This window comes from Nitrospira sp. (genome assembly GCA_016788885.1).
Taxonomy (GTDB): Bacteria; Nitrospirota; Nitrospiria; order Nitrospirales; family Nitrospiraceae; genus Nitrospira_A.
This window is the reverse complement of record JAEURX010000005.1, coordinates 23957-44324: the sequence shown is the minus strand read 5'-3', so window position 1 is coordinate 44324 and position 20368 is coordinate 23957. Positions and strand designations below refer to the sequence as shown.

General features: G+C 58.0%; 21 protein-coding genes. 5 read left to right on the top strand and 16 right to left on the bottom strand.

Annotated features, from left to right (window positions below; all coding sequences use genetic code 11):
- The first annotated feature begins 178 nt into the window (after positions 1–178).
- Positions 179–847 (top strand): methyltransferase domain-containing protein, encoded by a 669-nt coding sequence (locus JNL86_00375; protein MBL8041356.1) that lies wholly within the window; start codon positions 179–181, stop codon positions 845–847.
- 21 nt (positions 848–868) lie between these two features.
- Here the strand turns inward: JNL86_00375 and JNL86_00370 are convergent, their stop codons facing one another.
- The 8 genes from JNL86_00370 to JNL86_00335 all read right to left on the bottom strand — a co-directional run bounded on the left by JNL86_00370 (position 869) and on the right by JNL86_00335 (position 7151).
- Positions 869–1687, bottom strand: a complete 819-nt coding sequence (locus tag JNL86_00370; GenBank protein MBL8041355.1) for a hypothetical protein — start codon at positions 1685–1687, stop codon at positions 869–871.
- Positions 1688–1810: 123 nt separating this feature from the next.
- Positions 1811–2014 (bottom strand): hypothetical protein, encoded by a 204-nt coding sequence (locus tag JNL86_00365; protein ID MBL8041354.1) that lies wholly within the window; start codon positions 2012–2014, stop codon positions 1811–1813.
- Positions 2015–2161: 147 nt separating this feature from the next.
- Positions 2162–3460 (bottom strand): ABC transporter ATP-binding protein, encoded by a 1299-nt coding sequence (locus JNL86_00360; protein MBL8041353.1) that lies wholly within the window; start codon positions 3458–3460, stop codon positions 2162–2164.
- Positions 3461–4318, bottom strand: a complete 858-nt coding sequence (locus tag JNL86_00355) for an ABC transporter permease (GenBank protein MBL8041352.1) — start codon at positions 4316–4318, stop codon at positions 3461–3463.
- A 405-nt stretch (positions 4319–4723) separates the two neighbouring features.
- Entirely contained in the window at positions 4724–5131 is a 408-nt protein-coding gene (locus JNL86_00350) for a hypothetical protein (GenBank protein ID MBL8041351.1), read from the bottom strand.
- A gap of 306 nt (positions 5132–5437) precedes the next feature.
- Positions 5438–5794 (bottom strand): DUF1499 domain-containing protein, encoded by a 357-nt coding sequence (locus tag JNL86_00345; GenBank protein ID MBL8041350.1) that lies wholly within the window; start codon positions 5792–5794, stop codon positions 5438–5440.
- Positions 5795–5876: 82 nt separating this feature from the next.
- Complete coding sequence (locus JNL86_00340; GenBank protein MBL8041349.1) at positions 5877–6578, bottom strand: hypothetical protein; 702 nt, start codon at positions 6576–6578, stop codon at positions 5877–5879.
- Between the two features lie 42 nt (positions 6579–6620).
- Positions 6621–7151 carry an acyltransferase gene (locus JNL86_00335; GenBank protein ID MBL8041348.1) on the bottom strand — a complete coding sequence of 177 codons (531 nt, stop codon included), beginning with the start codon at positions 7149–7151 and terminating at the stop codon, positions 6621–6623.
- A gap of 320 nt (positions 7152–7471) precedes the next feature.
- Between JNL86_00335 and JNL86_00330 the strand changes: the two genes are divergently transcribed.
- The 3 genes from JNL86_00330 to JNL86_00320 are packed head-to-tail and all read left to right on the top strand — an operon-like array spanning position 7472 to position 10085.
- Positions 7472–8632, top strand: a complete 1161-nt coding sequence (locus JNL86_00330) for an LL-diaminopimelate aminotransferase (protein MBL8041347.1) — start codon at positions 7472–7474, stop codon at positions 8630–8632.
- Positions 8633–8667: 35 nt separating this feature from the next.
- Positions 8668–9231: a 2-amino-4-hydroxy-6-hydroxymethyldihydropteridine diphosphokinase gene (gene folK / locus JNL86_00325; GenBank protein MBL8041346.1), complete on the top strand. Its 564-nt coding sequence runs from the start codon at positions 8668–8670 to the stop codon at positions 9229–9231.
- Positions 9228–10085, top strand: a complete 858-nt coding sequence (locus tag JNL86_00320) for a pantoate--beta-alanine ligase (GenBank protein MBL8041345.1) — start codon at positions 9228–9230, stop codon at positions 10083–10085. The genes folK and JNL86_00320 overlap by 4 nt, the downstream gene beginning before the upstream one ends.
- Positions 10086–10153: 68 nt before the next feature.
- Here the strand turns inward: JNL86_00320 and JNL86_00315 are convergent, their stop codons facing one another.
- The 6 genes from JNL86_00315 to JNL86_00290 all read right to left on the bottom strand — a co-directional run bounded on the left by JNL86_00315 (position 10154) and on the right by JNL86_00290 (position 17677).
- The gene (locus JNL86_00315) at positions 10154–10603 is read right to left on the bottom strand and encodes a PilZ domain-containing protein (GenBank protein MBL8041344.1); all 450 of its coding nucleotides are present in this window, start codon (positions 10601–10603) and stop codon (positions 10154–10156) included.
- 67 nt (positions 10604–10670) lie between these two features.
- Positions 10671–11099, bottom strand: a complete 429-nt coding sequence (locus JNL86_00310) for a nucleoside triphosphate pyrophosphohydrolase family protein (protein ID MBL8041343.1) — start codon at positions 11097–11099, stop codon at positions 10671–10673.
- Positions 11096–12511, bottom strand: coding sequence for a DNA recombination protein RmuC (gene rmuC / locus JNL86_00305; GenBank protein ID MBL8041342.1), 1416 nt, complete (start codon positions 12509–12511; stop codon positions 11096–11098). Before rmuC ends, JNL86_00310 begins: the two co-directional genes overlap by 4 nt.
- A gap of 94 nt (positions 12512–12605) precedes the next feature.
- Positions 12606–15236: a hypothetical protein gene (locus JNL86_00300; protein MBL8041341.1), complete on the bottom strand. Its 2631-nt coding sequence runs from the start codon at positions 15234–15236 to the stop codon at positions 12606–12608.
- A gap of 15 nt (positions 15237–15251) precedes the next feature.
- A complete protein-coding gene (locus tag JNL86_00295) occupies positions 15252–16592 on the bottom strand; it encodes a glycerate kinase (protein ID MBL8041340.1) in 1341 nt (446 codons plus the stop codon).
- A gap of 5 nt (positions 16593–16597) precedes the next feature.
- Positions 16598–17677: a lytic transglycosylase domain-containing protein gene (locus tag JNL86_00290; protein ID MBL8041339.1), complete on the bottom strand. Its 1080-nt coding sequence runs from the start codon at positions 17675–17677 to the stop codon at positions 16598–16600.
- 93 nt (positions 17678–17770) lie between these two features.
- On the opposite strand from JNL86_00290, the gene JNL86_00285 reads away from it, so the two are divergent.
- On the top strand, positions 17771–18469 hold the full coding sequence (locus tag JNL86_00285) for a uracil-DNA glycosylase (protein MBL8041338.1): 699 nt from the start codon (positions 17771–17773) through the stop codon (positions 18467–18469).
- A 14-nt stretch (positions 18470–18483) separates the two neighbouring features.
- Here the strand turns inward: JNL86_00285 and fsa are convergent, their stop codons facing one another.
- The gene (fsa, locus tag JNL86_00280; protein ID MBL8041337.1) at positions 18484–19131 is read right to left on the bottom strand and encodes a fructose-6-phosphate aldolase; all 648 of its coding nucleotides are present in this window, start codon (positions 19129–19131) and stop codon (positions 18484–18486) included.
- A 489-nt stretch (positions 19132–19620) separates the two neighbouring features.
- Positions 19621–19881, bottom strand: a complete 261-nt coding sequence (locus JNL86_00275) for a YHS domain-containing protein (protein ID MBL8041336.1) — start codon at positions 19879–19881, stop codon at positions 19621–19623.
- Positions 19882–20368: the final 487 nt, after the last annotated feature.

Genomic DNA, 20368 nt, shown 5'->3' with positions numbered 1-20368 from the left:
CTGTTGACTCCCCAGGATCGCTTTGGCTACATTAAGCCCGTTCTTGTCCGGCGGGTGAGGACGAGTCATCCGGGTTGCAGCCCCGCCTTCATAGATTTTTCCAGGCCACACCTCTCACTTCCGTCGCTCCTGCACTGTGGAGTGTGCGGCCTGATGGGTGTGAGTGTGCGGAGGGACGATGGATATCGCCAAAGTCGAGCGAGTGTACACCAGTTATTCCGGCGTCTACGATCAGATTTTCGGGAAAATTTTCCACGAGTCGCGCGAAGCCTGTGTGCGCAACCTGAGAATCCGGCCGGAAGAAAACATTCTCGAAGTCGGCGTTGGCACGGGGATCGCCCTCGAATACTACCCGAAGAACTGCAACATCACCGGTATCGACCTCTCCTCCGGCATGCTGGCCAAAGCCAGACAGCGTCAGTCACACTATCATCTGGATCATGTGCGACTCATGCTGATGGACGCCGGGAAAATGGAATTCGCCGACGATACCTTCGACACGGTCATGGCGGCCTATGTCGTGACTGCGGTCCCAGACTACCGCAAAGTTGTGAATGAAATGATTCGGGTCTGCAAACCCGGTGGCCGCATCATCATGCTGAATCACTTCAGTAATGGGAATAAGTTGGTTGCGGCCGTGGAAAAAGTCATCTCTCCCCTCTGCAAGCACATCGGCTTCCGCACCGACCTTTCTTTGAATACCGTGCTGGAAGGCACCGACCTTCACGTGACCAGAAAAGAGAAAGTCAATCCGATGAAATTCTGGCACCTAGTGGAATGTGTCAACCGGAAGGGGGGCGTGAATGGGAATGGGAATGGAAACGGGAAACACGGCCACGTCAGCTAAGGGCCAGCTCTATCCCTCACTTCACTGAACCTCTCGGCGCGTTCTCCGCTTCGATTGCCGTCTCGGCCGCTCATCCGGCGGAAGCAACGATTGTCCTTCAAGACATGTTCCCACATAGGCACTCGTGACCACATAGGCGACCATCGCCAACAAACGGCGACCGGACCGGCCTGCGATTCTGTGGGACTGCAACCGAACGCCAAATCCGGCCCCGTCAATCGGCCCATAGGTTTGTACATCCAGCGAAGCTGCCTGCCCCACGCCTCGCGAACCGGCGGCTACCAACTCACCTTCCCAACATATCTCGCGCTGAAGGCGCTTCCGGCGTGCGCCCGCTTTCCAGATACAAGGCATCCCGACCTGATCCAGTTCCTTGAGCAGCCAGGTGATCGTTGGGGCTTCGCCGGAATCGGCTTGAAATACCCATTGCTCGATCGCCGTATCGCGTTCCCCGCCTGGATGCGGCAGCGAAACTTCCTCAAACAGGGCTTCCTCACACACGACATAGAGGTTCCCCTGCGGATCAAACCAGAACCGCAGCTTCCCTTCCTTGAGTTCCACCTGGATTACGCCTAACAGCGCCCAGTCCCCCCCATCCTGTTCAAACAGAGACACATCGGACACGGCCTGCATAGAAAGTTTTGCTACCCGTAAGGCCCCCTGCACGGTATACCGCACCAACACCGTCACGGTACTGCCAACCGTGACCTCCCGACCAGACTCCTCATCGAACATCCGACGCTTGGCCACATGAACGTCCGTGATCTGCCCGCCACGAAATCCTTGCGTGTGCGTCAACAACCAGCGGAGGTCATCGGCAGTGGTAATTGAATGGGTCATACTCGTACGAGAGCGATTCACCGGCAGGGCAGCGCCTGCCACATCAGATGACTGTATCACGCTGCAGAGGTGAATGAGAGACAGGAAATGAGGGGGCGCAAAAGGGGAGCTACCGAATCGGCGCTAGAACAGGGCCTGTTGTTGCCTGGCCTCTGCCAGCTGCCGTTCCAGGTCCTCCACTCGCTCCTGTAACCGCTGGTTGTCGAGACGAAGCAGATCGAGACGATCCAACAACTGCTCACGTTGAATATTCGTCCACTTCAGCGTGCGCTTCAATCCGGCCAGTTCAAGCTGTGCCTGCTGTCCGTCCTCGAGCACAGAACCCATGCGTACGCCTCAGTCGATCGCCGTCGGGAGTGATAGGCAAATCGTAGCGCACTCTTGAACGGTTGCAGAGCAATTAGTGATTTATCGACAGGTGAAGTGACGAAATACGCGAAGGCTTCTCAGCAGAAACAGAACGGTCGGCAGAGCTTATCGGTTTCTGGCGCGTACAGATGCTGCGGAAGCGCCGCGGCCCTCGCTGGACTCCCAGCGATAATCGATCAAGACGCCGTTGCCTTCCCACCCGGGTGGGCACAGATTGCCCGTTCCGTAGTAGTCGGCGTCCAATACAGGGAACGGTGCGACGTTCTTAATCCAATCCTGTGCATGCCCGTTGGATTCGATATAGGACTGGAGAAAATACGCCCCGCCGGTCAGTGGCAGCTCCGGCACAATGAAGTCCACGTAGCCGGTCCCCGACAAGGTCAGAGGTGACGGGTCCACGATGTCGGTCGACAACACAAACAGGTCCTGCCCCTTTCGACCATTGACGGAAACACTCACGCGGCAATTTCGGAATTCTTTCTGTGCCGCGCAGCGATAATGCATCCGGATGATGGCATCCCGGCCTGTAATCAACGCGGCGACCGATTGCCGCTGCCCATCCAGCAATTCAATTCCGGTGAGCAGAACCTCCCCGAGACCAACTCGATCCTCCCGCGCCCCGATAGCCATACTGGCCTGACTGCGAATGGCATCCGCATACCCTTCCACCACCGTATGCGTCTTCCCGATCCTCGCAACCCGCCCCTTCTCCAAAAGAATCGCCCGCTCACAGAGCCCCTCGATGATCGTCATGTTGTGGCTGACGATGAGGACGGTGCGCCCGCTGCGGCTGACTTCCTCCATCTTCCCAAGGCACTTTTGCTGAAAACTGGCGTCGCCGACTGCTAACACCTCGTCCACGATCAGGATCTCCGGCTCGAGATGCGCCGCCACTGCAAAGGCCAGCCGCACATACATGCCGCTTGAATACCGCTTGACCGGCGTATCGATAAAATCTTCCACGCCCGAAAACGCCACGATCTCATCGAACTTTCTCCGCACCTCGTCCCGCTGCATTCCCAACATTGCCGCATTCAGAAAAATGTTCTCCCGCCCCGTCAGTTCGGAATGAAACCCCGTTCCGACTTCGAGCAAGGAGCTCACGCGTCCGTAAATGTCGGCTGTCCCTTTGGTCGGCTGCGTAATTCTGGAGAGAATCTTCAGCAAGGTACTCTTCCCGGCACCGTTATGCCCGATGATGCCGAGCACCTCACCGTGTTGAACGTCGAAGGAGATATCCTTCAGCGCCCAGAATGAGGGGTCATTCTCGGATTGGTCGCTTCCCCACTGAACCAGTGATCTAAGGCGATGCATCACCTGATCGCGGAGGGTATTGTGCTGCACGCCGGCACCCAGCCGGTAATGCTTCGACAACCCCTCTGCTCGAATCGCAACACTACCCATTCAAATCACATCCGCAAAGGTGCGTTCCATGGAACGAAAATAGATCAACCCACCGACAAGGGCAGCCGCGACGATGATCAGGCTCGGAAGGAACATCGAGAAGTCCACCTCAAATCCTGGAATCAGCGCCCATCGAAACCCCTCAACCACGCTCACGACCGGATTCAGCGCATAGATCGTCCGCCAGGATTCCGGAACTTTGCTGACGGGATAGAGAATGGGAGAGACAAACATCCACAGCTGAATGAACATCGGCAGGATATGCCCGACATCCCGATACCGCACATAGAGAGCCGACACCCATAGTCCGGCGGCAAAGGCCATTGTGGCCCCCAGACCGGCAAATAGTGGCAGCAAGAGAATGCGCCAACTCGGGACCACCCCAAACCAAGCCATCAGCCCCAGGAATGCGATAAAGGCGAGCGCCAAATCCACCAGCGGCGCGATGGTCGCCGAGAGGGGAAGAATCAGACGCGGGAAATACACTTTGCTGATGAGCGGCGCTTCCCCCACCAAACTGGTCCCGCCTCGGCTCAAGGCCTGAGAAATATAAAACCAGGGCAACAGGCCTGCGTAAAGGAACACCGGGTAAGGGAAACCGTCAGAAGGAATCTTCCCCATCACGCTGAAGACGACGGTAAAAATCAACATCGTAGCCACCGGCTGGAACATGGCCCATGCCACGCCCAGAACCGTCTGCTTATAGCGCACCATCACATCGCGCCAGACGAGGATGTGAATGAGTTCCCGATAGGCCCAGAGGCCGGCAAGATCCAGCTCCAACAAACCCTTGGCAGGCTGAATACGTACGTGCGGCAATGCTGCTGGCTGAGCCTGATCGATCCTCAAGACAGACATGACAGAATGGGCATTTCGGTCGGATTCACACGATCTTGGGAAGCGAGCCAGAACCTGGCTGCTCGGGAAACAGTAACTGGACAATTGCACATCGCGAATTTATTCCTAACTCGAACAGAATGAATACTTTTATGTCAAACTTCTGACGTATGGTCAAGTTCATTATCGGATCAAGGCGGTCCTTAAAACCGGCAACGGAAGCTGAACATGTCGTCGCATACCAGCTAGTTAGTAATGAGAAATAAGGAGCACCATCCCCCAAAAACAAATAGAAGAACGATCCCCCTGAACATGCCGAGCCCACTCCAAACCAGCGACATCAAGGCCGGATCCACCGGATCCAAAGGGCAGACAAAAGAAATCTGAGAGAATGTCATGGCCCGATTCAGGCCGTACCAAACTCTGCTAGGGCAAGGAGGGAGGAGATTTTTGGAGAGCCTTTAACTCTTCTTGTGAGACGTATCGAATCGCCAAACCCGACATGTGCAGCATCCACCCCTGCCCGCCACCGGCACCCTGAGCAAAACTCCATGCGTCCATCCGGAATGGATTCCAATACCCGTACCCACTACGGTAGGAACTGCTCGACGTCGCACCTGATACAGCATTGCCCATCGTGGACTGGAAGACTGGTCCCCGATCAGAGAGACGACGGACATCCGCCTCCCCGAGCACAACGGCATCGGCACCCAACTCCTTGGCCTGCTCCAGAATCCGATCCCGCAACGTGTCCTCGCTGGCATACTCGCTGGTTGCGACAATGCGAGCAATCTGCACATGACCGTGATTGGGTTCCCGTTGTAACGTTGCCACAGCGTCCGCTCCCTGCCTGGGCTCGAAGGTGTTGCGAGTCAGAGGGTCGACCTGCACAGACACACAAGCGTTCGACAGTACGAGTAGGAACAGCGTCATGAGGCCCAATGCGTGTTTGGTCATAACAAGGTCTCGCGGTGCGCGTGGTGCCGATTGGCTCGGCTATGATCCTACTGCAAGGACCGAAGTGTATATTGACCGCTCAGGAGGATCAAATCAACCGGAAATCATGCGGAACGTCCCGAGTGTCGGAGGCCACCTCGCCGACCACCAGTAAGAACACATCCCCAAGTCTTCGCCAGCCTGCTAGAGTTTGCCCTCACTCAACGCACGGATGTCCTCCATGCGCCGACGATTCACTCCGAGATCGCTATAGCCAGTCCTGGAAGCCGACCGGAAGTGGATGGTCCTGTGGTCTTCATCAAACACGAATTCCACATCATCGACGAATCGCAAGAGAGCGCTGGTGAATTCATACCGAAGCGAAACCTCCGTTTCCTCGACGAGTTTGGTGCGAGGCAACCCGGCCACGATGGCCTTCAACATAGTTTTCGCCGCATCGAGATTCTTCTGAAACCGGTACGGAGCAATCCCATGCGCGTGATCCGTCGCCTGCGTGGATACGCAATTGGGACTGGAGGGGCACGGGGGGAGTGGTTTCACAGCCTCATGTTCCGGGAATAACCAGACACGGTGTCTCGGCACGACAGGGACAACGGGCCTGATTGGTACGAGGGCACCATTGTCATACACTTCTCCAGTTGCGCTCGCCGAACCAGCTTGTCACACATCTGTACCGGACTCTAATGAGAGGTTGCGCCGCTGTCAACCGTCTCCCCCTATGAGTAGGTCTCACAGGCTGCTCAACGCCCTGGGTCGATAGAACGCTTAGGAGAAGCGGGCCAGCAGCCACGCATGGCACGGCATCCATGGCTGCCTTTTCAATCAGACGAAACGTGGTGAAACACAGGAGGATCAAGACAGGCACCACGCACAGAGCAATCGCCCAATGTTCGACCGGGGAAACCATTGCGGCCCATTCGGCACACACCACCCGATAGGTGACAAACAGGACCAAGACGTGCAGCAGGTAGAGACTGTAGGCCATCTCTCCCAATACGACAGATGCCGGCCATTCAAGCAGGCCATAGAGGGAATTCCCACAGGCAATGATCAGAAACGCACCTGTCAGGAGCAGGATGGCCGACAGGGTGTAGGCCGTCGGAAAGCAGAACAGAATCGTCGCCAGACACGCGACCGCGATTCCTCCCCAGACACCTTGGCTGAGGGTTCTCCGGACGGCAGCAATACGTGCCAGACATGCCGCGGCAATCCCTCCCGCGAATGCATACAACATCGGTGTCCGCACCTCGGGCATCACCACAGCCAGCGTCATCACCGCCGCCATACTGAACAACACCCAGATCAGCGGAGTCGATGCCCGCACACAGAGTGCACCGAGAGGGAGACAGGCATAGAACAACCATTCTTAGGGCAACGACCACACCGCTCCAGCCAGAGGGACCGTTTCAGCAAACCCATTGACCGGCGCTATCCCGGGGATGGTGAACATCAGCCAGGTGGCTACCTGCCCGAGTACGATGGAGGACGATTCCTTCCATTCAAAACCGGCACGGCAAACCGATACCAGGATCACGCATGTGACCGTGAGCAGATAGAGAGGTCCCAGTCGAAACAGACGGGACAGATACAACCGCGACCAGTCAATCGGCTGCTGGCACCCATCAAGCACCTTGGACCAAAACAGAAACCCCGTGATCATGAAAAATAGGGTGACACTGCCTTGCCCAAACTGCGTGTAGACATTGGCGGGTGGAACCTCCCAGGTGCCCGATCGCAAATAGAAATACCAGATGGAGGCATGGCTGAGAAATACGGCCAGCGCCAGATAACCGCGAAGACCGTCGAGAGACGAATAGCGAGGGGCCAGGCTGGCCTGGCGAGGACGAAGGGGCGGGAGAAGCCTCGGCGGTTCCGAGTGCGAGCAACACCACGCCAAGCACCGGCCATAAGTTGGTCACATCCATGTGAAAAATATGCGACCATAGCTTCCTGAATTTGCCTAACCTTTCGCGGAACCCAGACAAACCAGCCGGCGAACCCACACCTCTCCGCACCAGCCCCCCCCTCACACAGACGCGATGTTCAGGAGAAGGTTTCCACGGCCACTCCGTTGATTGCTGAAGCAATCCTGCGGTACCCTAGCCCGTTGCCGAGACCCAGTCCAGATGACGGCGCCCTGCCGCTCACGCATCGTACACAGCTGAGCATGCATGCTCAGGTCAACAAAAGGAGTGCTCTCGCATGGCCGGTTTCCCGATTGAAGTCGCAACCCGCATCAAGACCTTGCCTCCCTACCTGTTCGCCGCCATCGACAAAATGAAACAAGAGGCACTTGCGCGCGGAGTCGATATCATCAACCTTGGCATCGGGGATCCTGACCTGCCGACGCCGACCCCGATCATCGAGAGCCTGGCTCAGGCCGCGAAGAACCCGAAACACCACCAATATCCCTCCTATGAAGGCATGCTGTCGTTTCGCAAGGCCGTCGCCGACTGGTATCGACGGCGGTTCAACGTCACACTCGACCCGGCAAACGAGGTCCTCACCCTGATCGGATCAAAAGAGGGCATCGGGCACGTCCATCTCGCCTTCGTGGATCCGGGTGATATTGTCCTCGTGCCAAGTCCCGGATATCCGGTGTACCCGGTCGGCACCAGCTTCTGCGGCGGGGTTTCGCACATCATGCCGCTCACGAAAGCCAATGGTTTCCTCCCTGATCTCAACGCGATCCCCAACGATGTGGCGAGGAAAGCCAAACTGATGTGGCTGAACTCTCCGAATAACCCCACGTCGGTCATCATGAGCAAAGACTACTTCAAGCGCGTAGTGGATTTTGCTCAGGAAAACCACATCATTGTGTGCCATGATGCGGCCTACTCTGAAATTTACTACGACGGGAAGCGGCCCGCGAGCTTCCTCGAGATCGATGGCGCGAAAGACGTCGGCGTCGAGTTCCACTCCCTCTCGAAAACCTACAACATGACCGGCTGGCGCCTCGGGTTTGCGGTCGGGAATAAAGACGTCTTAGCCGGACTGGGGAAGGTCAAGAGCCAGCTCGATTCGGGCGTCTTCGAGGCGATCCAGGCAGCCGGCATTACCGCGCTCGGCCTGGAGGACTCGGTCACCGACGAACTGCGTAAGATCTACCAAGAGCGCCGCGATACCCTGGTCCCCGGACTGAAACAGCTCGGGCTGGAAGTCGATCCGCCGCCTGCAGCATTTTACATCTGGGTCACCGTGCCGAAGGGCTACACCTCGGCGTCGTTCACCGCTCATCTCCTGGAGAAGGCCGGGATTGTCACGACCCCAGGCAACGGGTTCGGCGCACCCGGCGAGGGATACATCCGCATGACGGTGTGTACCACGAAGGAACGCTTGGCAGAAGCGGTGGAACGGATCAAAAAAGTCGGCTTTTAGCGCACCTGCGCTCGACTCACGACGAACGGATTTCCATGGCCACCGCGCTCATCGGTTTCGGCTCCAACCTCGGCAATCGCGTGGATTTTTGCGACCGGGCCGTCACCCTCCTCGGGCTGTTGCCGCATTCACGGCTTGATGCAGTCTCATCGTTGTACGAGACCGAGCCGATCGACGATGGTGCGGCACCGGGGCCGGAATGGTTCCTGAACGGCGTCGCACAAATCGAAACCGATATTACACCCAGGAGCCTACTGGAAGTCTGTCGCGAGATCGAGCGGGCACTTGGGCGCGATCCGGACCATCGTAAGGGTCCGCGGACCCTCGATCTCGATCTCCTGCTGTATGACGACCTCGTGCTGACCGAGCCGACTTTGACCGTGCCGCACCCTCGACTTCATCTCCGTCGATTCGTTCTCGCTCCATTGGTTGAGCTCGCCCCCGACAGGCGGCATCCGCTCTTGGGCCAGAGCTTCCGCGAGCTATTGGCGCGACTCGACGATCCATCCGCGGTTCGACGGCTCGATCCCCAGCCGAACTCTCGATATGGATCGCAGCCGACCTGTGGTGCCCCCCCAACAACCGAGCCACAGAGATGAACACGGTCCGCACCACCAAGGCCATCGCCGGCTGGAGCCGCTACCTGCATCGGGAAGGCGTCAGCATCGGATTCGTCCCGACCATGGGCGCCCTGCATGACGGTCATCGAACATTGATTCGTGCGGCCCGATTGGCGTGTGATGCGGTGTGCGTGAGCATTTTCGTAAATCCGACACAATTCGGTCCGACGGAGGATCTGTCAAAATATCCCCGCCAGCTGCGACGCGACCAGGCACTTTGTCGCACGGAAGGGGTGGATGTCGTCTTTGCCCCTGATACAACGGCCATGTATCCAGACGGTTTTCAATCCAGCGTGGCGGTCCCGGCGCTCGCGCAGCGTTGGGAAGGCGAGGCGCGACCGCACCACTTTCAGGGCGTTGCAACGGTCGTCACGAAGCTTTTGTCGCTGGTCCGGCCTGACATGGTGTGGTTCGGACAAAAGGACTACCAACAGGCGACCTTAGTCAGGCAACTCGTGGCAGATCTGCATCTGCCAGGGCGCATCATCATCCACCCGACCGTGCGGGAAGCTGATGGGTTGGCGCTCAGCTCACGCAACGTGTACCTCACCATGGAGCAGCGCCAGGCCGCACCGGTTCTCTACCGCGCGCTGCAAGCCGGCGCGACAGCCATTCGAGCAGGAACACGGGAAGGAGCCACCATCCAACGTGTGATGGCCCGCACCGTCGCCCGGGAGCCGCTGGCGACGGTAGAGTATCTGGCAGTCTGCCACCCCACGACGCTTGAGCGGCTGCGGGTCATCGAGCGTCACGCCGTGCTGCTCGGAGTGATCCGCGTCGGTGCAGTTCGACTCCTCGACAACCTCCTCGTCACCTACCGTCACAGATCCTGACGACGATCAAGGTTGCACCGTTGGAAGCTCCACGGCGAAAACCGCTTCTGACGTTGACCAGAGCGCGATCAGCTACGCGAGCTGATGCGAGGAGGAGCTTGTTGGTGAGCGAGCAGTCCCAGCATCAACTGCCCCATGCGTTGCTTGTCTTCGGGATCGAATTCTAAAAATTTCACCCCGATCGACTGCGGCTGTACCGAGCAAATCATCGCGGAGTCCACTTTAATATCCGGCTGGCCCTCTGGGGCATGCAACACGAACTTCACAAACGTTCCTCGTGGAAGCATCGTCGTCGCCTGCAAGGCACAGCCCCCCATGGAAATGTCGGTGATGAAGCCGCCGGCCGCCGGCTGGTCGAGAATCAGCGTGGCTGCAAAATTGGCCGGAAGGCGCCGATACTCGCGACGATCGAACGCTTGTGACGTCACACGGTTCCCCGGCCTGCGCGCCTGAAAGCGTGCAGTGCAGAGCTGGCACCGCACCTGAAAAATGGACAGCCGGTTCAGCGTCTTCTCCATGAGACTCGTTCCGGATATCACCCTGACACAGGGGGTGCCGCAGGCCGGACAATGAAGCTCTTTCATACTAGGCTTCTGGCTCCTGTACGCCTGCTGCAGCATGCGGTGCTGGCGTCACGTTACTGGACGACTGATTGGCAAGCAACGGACCCACGTCCGCCGGCGAATACGTTGGGGGCTTCACCCACTTACCGTCCTCCCGCTTATAGCCGCCGACTTTGCTCAAATTTGATCGATGAACTTCGCGAAAGACCGGATCCATGTCCAACCCATAGGAGACGGCTGTGCCGTACACCACATACAGGAGATCGGCCAGTTCCTTTGCCACAGCCGGCAGATTCTTGGCAACCATGGCCTCCTGCAACTCTTCGAATTCCTCTTGGATGAGCCGCACCCGCAACTGCCGGACAGCTTCGTCCGGAATTGCCGGCCGGTCTCCGACCGGAATATCGAACTTGCGGTGGAACTCGGCCACCATTGCCTGGGGATCTATCATCCTCGCATCCTCATGTCTTCCGCAACCAGCGGCAACACGCTCCTCGGTTCAACGTCGGCCGATTCCAGTAACGCAACATCCTTCTCAGATGATATCCCGAGGTCTTTGAATTTTCTAGCCGCGGGCAAGACCCTGGATTCGAGCGATCCGACCGCCTTGTTATAGGCTCCCACACTATTCCTGAGGGCCTGCCCAATGTCGTTGAGATGGTCCGTCAGCACCGAGACCCGTTCGTAGAGTTCCTTGCCCAGCCGGCCCGCCTGCTCAGCATGTTCGCTCAATTGCGCTTGCTTCCACCCATAGGCCACCGCGCGCAACAAGGCCATCAGCGTGGCCGGTGTCGCCACCACCACCCCGCGGGCAAACCCATCCTCGATCAAGGTGGGGTCCTGCTCCAAGGCGGCACCAAGAAACTGCTCTCCGGGCAAAAACAACACGACAAATTCCGGCGCCTGCCTGAATTGCGCCCAGTACGCTTTGACGCTGAGGGCGTCCATTCTCGTGCGGACCTGATCCGCATGACGACGCAAGTGCGCCTGCCGCTGCGAATCATCTTGCGCTTCGTAGGCATCGAGATAGGCCGCCAACACGGTCTTCGCATCGACGACCATCTGTCGGCCGCCAGGCAGATAGACCACCATGTCCGGACGAAGAAGGCCTTCCGCCGATCCGACTGAATCCTGCTCTGCGAAATCGCAATGCATCACCATGCCGGCCAGTTCAGCCACCCGGCGGAGCGTCATTTCACCCCAGCGTCCACGTACGGCCGGCGCACGTAAGGCTCTGACCAGATTGCCGGTTTCCTGCTGGAGCCGGTGATGGGATTCGGCCATGAACTTCAACTGCTGATCAAGCCCCCCATGCTCACGCTGGCGAACCAGCTCGGCCTGCTGCAGCTGCTCCTGGTACCGTTGCAACGACTCCTCCAGCGGTTTCACCAATTCGCCGATGGCCTGATGACGTTGCGACAATTCTCCCCTGGCTTCCGACTGCAGGGTCTCGAATGACGTGCGGGCAAGCTTGAGGAACGCCTCGTTATTCTGTTTCAAGGCCTGCCCCGATAAGGCCTCAAAGGAGTCGTGGAGTTCCTGACGCGCCTGTGCAAACAATGCCTTTTGTTCGTCCAGGCTTCGAGAGATCGCCTCCACCCGTGTTTCCGCCCGCGTTCGCCCCACCTGAGCATCTGCCAACTCGTGACGCAGTTGCCCCAACTCCGACACTTGCTGAGTCACACGCTCATGGAGTGTCGTGGCCAAGGTATCGGACCGCTGCGCACGCTCACGGCTTTCGAGGACCAGTTCGTGAGTTCGGGATTGCATACGGACCGTTACCCACCATCCGGCGGTCAAGGCTCCTACCCCAAGGCCGGCAACGGCGCCAACGACAAACGTTGTGGAGGCGAGATCAATCATGGGGCTTCCCTACGAGCACACCGCGATGCGGGAATTCCGTCTACCACAAATTGTAGGGAAATCGCGTAGAGAGTACGAAAAACACAACGAAACGTCAAGGGATCACTCGGTTGATTGTGCCCGTCGAACTGACGATTGTGACCCAGTCATGTTCGCGCAGAAGACTGGTGGCATAGGGCACATTGACCAGGACCGGAAGGCCGTACTCGCGAGCAATGATCGCTCCGTGCGACAAAGTCCCTCCCATTTCCGCGATCACACCGGCAGCCAGGCCAAACAGCGGCGCCATCCCCGGATCGATTACCGGAACCACCAGGATATCGCCCGGACTCACTCGCCCCCAGTCTGCCGTGGAATGGACGACACGGACTGGGCCGGTCGCCACGCCGGCACTTATTGGGATACCCCTCAACGCCCCCTCCGTTTCCAAGCCAGAGGATGGATCGCTCGCCTGAAGGACCGCCTCCCAATCTCGAATTGTATCCGGCACGTGCAGCTGTCCGTTCCGCGCCCGCTCCTCACGTCGCGCACGTACAAGCGCCAGCCAATCACGACGGTCATCCCCACTCAGGGCTGCCTGTTCGTCCATGGTCAGGTAAAAGACGTCGTCAGGCTCCGTCAGCACACCTCGTTCTACCATGCGTGCCCCGAGTTGCAGCAAGAGCCGCCGCACGGCCAACGAATAGTACATAAGATGATGGCGGTTCGCTTCCCGCAACACAGAAAATCTCGTGAGCCGCCGATGCCACCACCGAAAGACCGCCAACCGGTGCCGACGCCAGCCGAAACGTCGCTGAATCTCCGCCAGCGCCTCCTGCCGTCCCTCGGCCTGCCGGGCAAGAATATCCCGCGCTGGTGTCACCTCCCCGGTACGCAACTGGGTTCGCAGGACCGACAAGACTGTTTCGGGTTGATCCGTCATTCGCAACGACATGATGTCTGACTCTCCGACCGCCCGATGGCCATAGTCTGCCAGATACCGTTCAAAGTGCTCCAGAAAGCTGGTGCGTGCGAGCGCATCACGAAACCCTGTCGCGGTCCAGGCCTCATCGAGGAACCACCGCCGTACCAAGCCTTCCTCAAGGGCGACCTCCGCCAATTCGGCTAGACGAACGATCTGCTGGGCGCTGATCACCGTCCCCTGCCCTTGCAATGACGCGTTGAGCAACTCCCGCCAGTCCGAACCGAGCCACCCCGGAAGGAACGTCCCCATGGCCTGAAGACTTTGCGCGACTCCGCCGGCAATCCCATAGGTCAATTCGTGCGCATCGAGCCAGCGCCCCAGTCCATCGAGACGTTCGCTCAACTCGCTCACGGACGACTGCTGAAGCTGGTCAGATCGAATGGTCTCCGCCATCGCCTTCATCGCCTCGAAGATCCGCGGTCCCTCCCGCACGACCCTGCGCCATTCGCGCATGATCGCGAATCCGGCGCGAACCAACGCGAACCCTCCGAGCGTCCGCACCGGTGGCATGAAGGTCAGTGGCTCACCACCCATCTGTTCGGTCAAGAACGCGGGATTGCCACGCAACTGTGAGACCAGCGTGTAAAACAGGGTAACATTGAGATAGGGACGCCCGTGTAACACCCGAACCGACGTCAGCCCATCCGGCACCGTACAACCGAGTCGGCGGTATGGTCCGATGATGTAGGCATCCATGAATCGCTCCAGGAAGGACAGTCCCAGCGGGCTCGGCAGTTCCGGCATCGTTTCTTTCAAGTTTGCGCGCGTCCACTCGCACTCATCATTGGTCAGAGTCGGGAGAGGCTGCACGCCGGTAATCGGACGCGCCTGCACCACCCACACCCGTTCGGTGTCCCAGACCCATTCAAGATCGATCGGATGCCCAAAGGCGCGCTCCACCTGCTTGGAGAGTCGAGCCAGCTCATGGAGTTGCCCGTCGGATAGCGAGGACTGCTGTTGTTGTGGCTCGGGAATCGTCTCACTGTGCACCCCCTCTGCACCAGCCACCAACTTCTGCTGCTTGCAAACCAGATGGCGTCGCCGTATGCGGATCGGCCGGCACTCTTCCTCATTCATCTCCACCATGTACTGATCGGGAGTCACTTCACCGCCAACGAGGGCCGATGCAAGGCCGGGCACGGCATTAATAAGCACTTGGGAGGTTCGTCCCGTCAGAGGATGGATGGAGTAGGCCACACCCGCCGCCACAGCACGGACCATGGGCTGAATCACCACTGCCATTGCAGGACAGGGAGAGGCTCCTTCAGCCCGCAACAGATACTGCAGAACCTGCTCCTCCCAGAGCGACAGCCAACAACTTCTGATCGCCTGGAGGACCTCTGCGGACGACTGCCCCAAGAACGTAGCATAGAGTCCTGCCGCACTCGCATGCGCCGCATCTTCGTTGGTCGCGGATGACCGTACAGCCCATCGTGCCTCCGCACTGTGACTCAGTTCGACAAGCTGCGACTCCAACTCGTCTGGAAAGCCAGACGGCCAGGTGATCGCCATCAAGCGCTGCTGAATGCGCGCCCGTTCTGTTGCTCGTTGCACCTCAGTGGCGCCCACCATGGTCTTCCACTCTACGGCGGTGTCGATTCCGGCAACACTCAGGCAATGTTCATAGAGAGACGTAGTCGCGCACAGCCCCCGCGGCACCGAGAATCCCGCAGCCTGCAATTTTCTCAGGCCTGCAGCCTTCCCTCCGACGAGACGTAGTTCGACGCTACTCTCAAGCGGTAGCAGAAATGGATCGGCCATGGATCGGAATAGTAGCTAGAGAGCGAGGAGGAGGTAAAGGTCGTTCACATTGGTGCCGGTTGGCCCGGTCACGATATGCCCTCGGAGTGCGTGAAAGAAGGCGTGCGCATCGTTTTCCCGGAGCGCGCGTGCGAGGCTCTGCTTCCGGCGCTGTGCGTGAGCAACGGTCTGACCATCGACGACCGCACCAGCCACTGTCGTTGGCCCGTCGGTTCCGTCGGTGGCGAATCCCACCACCCAGATCTGCTTCAGCCCGACAATCTCGGCCGCGGCGGCAAGCGCAAACTCCTGTGCCCTTCCCCCCGTGCCTTGGCCGCGAACCGTGACGGTCGGCTCGCCTCCGGCAATCACGCAACAGGGACGGCGGATCGGACGGCCCTGTCCAGCAATCTCACGAGCCATCGCGCCGAAGAATTTGGCGAGTTCTCGCGCCTCGCCCGTAAGGCTCGTGGCAAGAACCAGCGTACGTAGTCCCTCGCGTTTCGCCGCTTCATCCACGGCGTCAACTGCTGCCCGATTGTCTCCAATCAAGATATGATCCACTCGACGAAACAGCGTTGCTCCTGGCTTCGGTGTCTCCGGGGCATCTTTCTTCAGGCCTGCTGCCAGGTAACGGCGCACCGACGCAGGAATCGTCCGAACAACGCCATATCGCGCCACAATCTCCGAAGCATCCCGAAACGTGGTCGGATCGGGGGCTGTTGGCCCGGATCCGATCGTCCCCAAGTCATTCCCGATGACATCCGATAAGAGCACGCTGGCCACGCGCGCCTTGGTCGCAGCCGCAAGTTGTCCGCCTTTGATACAGGAGAGATGCTTACGCACCGCGTTGATTTCCTGAATCGTGGCCCCGGATCGGAGCAGCAATTTCGTCGTCTGTTGTTTGTCTTTCAGACTGATGCCGGGCACGGGTGCCGGGAGGAGGCTGGACGCACCGCCGGACAGCAGCACGATCAGGAGATCGTCTGGCGTTAACGTCCGCACCAGGTCCATCATCATGCGACCAGCCTGCAGACCGGCAGCGTCGGGAATCGGATGTCCCGCTTCAACGATACGAATGGTGTTGGTTGGAGCGCCGTGCCCATACTTCACGACCACCAGGCCAGTATTGATCCGCGCACCCAACCGGAGTTCGAGTGCCTGGGCCATTCGCGCGGATGCCTTACCGGCTCCGACGACGACGATGCGGCTTATCCTTGCGAGAGAGTACTGGTGAGAACCGATCGTGAGTTGGTCGTGACGGACCCGAACCTGCCGGCAGACTGCCTCGTAGGGATCAACGGCCTGCAAGCCCGCCCGACACAGCCTGGAGAGGACAGCTTTGGCTCGTGGCTGCCGGACGCCGATCTGCATCATGCGAGCTACGGAAGTTTGTCCTGTTTGAAACAACGATTGGGACACGTTTGTCGCGGCACCTTAACCTGATACGTCCCCTTTGGCAAGTAATCCTTGGTGAACTCGGGATTGAGCATCTTCAACTCAAGAAAGTAGGTTCCGTATTCCTCGGCGATCGAGGTGAGTCGCCGCTGCGCCTCCTTGATCGTCACCGTCACCGTTTCTGTTTCAAGGGGAGGATAGAGATCCTTCTTGGTCAGGCCCAAATATTTTTCGGGCTGCGAATAGATTTCTTTGGCCGCGATGATACGCGCGACATAGCGCATGGTCTCCCGCGGGCCATGCATGCGCCAGTAGTCACTGACATTCTGTTCCTTCAGCAACTTGCGTACACGGTCTTCCCCGGCGTTATAGGAAGCCATCGCGAGGAACCAATCTCCCTGATACAAATCCCTGAGGTACCGGAGGTACTTGATCGCGGCTTCCGTGGACATCTCAAGGTTGCGGCGCTCATCAAGCCAGCGTTCGTTATGCAACTTATAGCGCCGCCCGGTCGAATTGATGAACTGCCACGGACCCGAGGCCTTTGCGCGGGAATACGCCGCCGCGATGCACTTACTTTCTACCAAGAGCATGTATTTCAAATCGTCCGGCAATCCTGACTCAGCCAGCTGCTTCTCGGCCGGTGCAAAACATCGCCCGGTTCGTTTGGCGAGAATGATGCTTTCGCCCTGATCTTCGAGAAACTGATAGAACTCGTATTCGATCCGTTCCCGCACCTGCCAATTATCCAAAGGAATCGATTGCCCGGCAAAGCTTAGCTTGTCGGGCAGCTTGAAGGAACTGAGGAAAAACCGTTCTCCTTCTCGCTTGATTTCGGGAAGGATCACTAATCGGTCCTCAAGTTCGGGAGCGATCTCTGCTTCAGCGGGTGACGGAATCGGCGGGAGATCATTCGCCGGCGAAGGATGATCCTCATGCGGTTTCGAAGCTGATGGCACGGCAGTTTTCGAGTCCCCCGACACCTCCGCGAACAAGGGCGCCAGTCCCAGTAAGATGGTGACACCGACGATACAGGCCCGTAGCCCCCAGTCATTGTTCCGCATCCGAGATAGTCCTTTCGTCACACTTGAGCACTCATGCTATCAACAAGGTCGTCGAGCGACAAGGAACTCCTGGTTTTGATACACTTCGATTCGATGTCTACGCTCCCATTGCTGAATGCCGACATTGTCGCCTGCACTCAGTGCCCCAGATTGGTGGCCTACCGCGGAGCCGTCGCCCAGTCCAAGCGACGGCAGTTCCGGGATTGGACATACTGGGGCAAGCCTATTCCCGGATTCGGTGATCCGAATGCCAGGCTATACATTTTGGGTCTTGCGCCGGCCGCGCATGGAGGGAACAGAACCGGACGCGTGTTTACGGGAGATCGAAGCGGAGATTGGCTTTATGAGGCATTGCATCACTTCGGGTTCGCCAATCAGGCCACCTCTACACATGTGGGGGACGGGCTTGCACTCACAGACTGTTATATTGGTGCAACCGTCCGATGCGCGCCTCCGGCAAACAAACCGACACCGAAGGAGTTTATCGCCTGTCGGCCATTCGTCGTTCGTGAAGTCCAGTTGTTGAAGGCCGTACGGGTGGTCGTGGTCTTAGGCAAAATCGCGTTCGATCATTATCTCAAAGCCGGCCGTGAATTGGGACACCGACTCCCCACTCCGCTACCAAAATTTGGTCACGGCGCCATCTACAATCTGCCTTGGGATGTCACCCTGATCAGCTCCTACCACCCCAGCCAGCAAAATACCTTCACCGGCAAACTCACCCGCTCGATGTTCCACCGCATCTTTTCTCACGCCAGACAAACGCTCTCAGGCACGTCGAACCCAAACTGAGCAGCTGAGAAGAACTACTTCTTCTGCATCGCCTCCCAATCGGCCAGAAACTTTTTTAGCCCAAGATCGGTCAAAGGATGTTTCACGAGTTGCTGAAACACGGTATAGGGCATCGTACAGATATGCCCGCCTGCCAAGGCTGCCTCGACCACATGCTGCGGATGCCGAACGCTCGCCACCAGCACTTGTGTTTTGAAGTCATAATTCTTATAGATCGTGACGATCTGCCTGATCAGCGCCATGCCATCTGAACTGACGTCGTCCAAGCGCCCAATGAACGGGGAGACGCACCAGGCCCCTGCCTTGGCCGCCAACAGCGCTTGAGTCGGGGAAAAACATAAGGTCACGTTCACGCGAATCCCTTCGGCCGCCAACTGCTTGGTGGCGCGGAGTCCCTCGGGGATAAGTGGAACTTTCACCACGATGTTCTTGTGTACCTTGGCTAGATCCCGGCCTTCTTTAATCATCGCCTCGGTTTCGATCGCGACCACCTCCGCGCTGATAGGGCCATCGACCATTTTGCAGATTTCAAGCAGCATGTCCTTGAAACTACGCCCTTCTTTGGCCACGAGCGAGGGATTGGTAGTCACCCCATCGACCAGACCAAGTTTGGCACCTTCCTGAATTTCCTTCACATTCGCCGTATCGAGATAAAGCTTCATAAAAAGATCCTTTCGTCGAGCACTCTCCAGAGAGTTCGCGCCGGCATTGTAGAAGTAATGTGAAAACAAGGCAACGGGTCAACGTACCTATGATAGACTCGTTGAGCAGTTGAGAACAGGGACCGCTACACTTTTTCGCAACTAGATGATAGCCTGGCTACAGTATCGCGAATCTGAGAGGGCCATGCACATGCGAGCATTACTGAAAATTTCGGCTATCTGCCTCCTCCTCACCGCCTGCAGTCACAACCCCTACCTTGACGCCTCTTTGACCCGATACCAGGGAAAAGATCAAGTCTGGATTGAGAAGGAATTGGGGCCTCCTGATGCAAAGACGTCTCGCTTTTTTGGGGGAGAGAAGTGGATTTACAATCGAATCGCTGGAGGGAAGGCAGGGCCACCACTGCTTAACTTCAAGGCCACCGAATGCCAGATGATTCTCTTCTTTGACAAAGAGAATATGGTCTCAGATTCGAGCTATTCAGGCTGCTAGGCGGAGAGTTGCTTTTGGAATGCGGTCGCACACCCGCGGCTGCAGAAGAAATATGTTTGCCCACCAATGGTCTCACTCACTGCATGTTCCCGCGGAACAAACACTCGGCAGACTGGGTCTTGCACCATCTGTTTCCCAGATTCTTCCCGCTCCCCAGACTGGGTCAGTCCAGCGTCTTGACTGAACTTCCTCACTGCTCGCCGTAGAAGATAGTAAAGCAGTGCCAGGAGTGCCGCGATGAGAACCAATCTATACATTGTGGGCTTCCATGCGCAGACCACTAAATATCTGCAGCAACTCTGACTACCTCGCCAACTTACTGGTATAGAGCAATCCCTTACGGGCCAATCTTAGGACCAAATGGCCCAGATGCTTTCGCGGCTATGCGGGACTTTTTTCCCTACCGATCCAGTACTTCAGATGGATGGTTTATCCTACAGAGCAATGTTATAAGCCATCCATGCATAAATGTGACAAATGCCGCGGAACAATGTTGCCGGAGCGGGCGGTTGACTTGAATGCTGGTTTGGCCATCACAGTACTGGCGTGCCTGAACTGTGGCCGTCGAAAAGCAGCGGATTCAGAACCGAGACCAATCACGTCACGACATTAGTCCGTCGCACTGAAAATCCAACCCCAGGGCGCTCACTTGCGATGAGTTAGGAGGTGTGCCCAGCACACCTCTCAGGCTTACCGTCCACCCAGGACCTCGGCTTCACACATTGCACGAAAAGCCTCCGCACA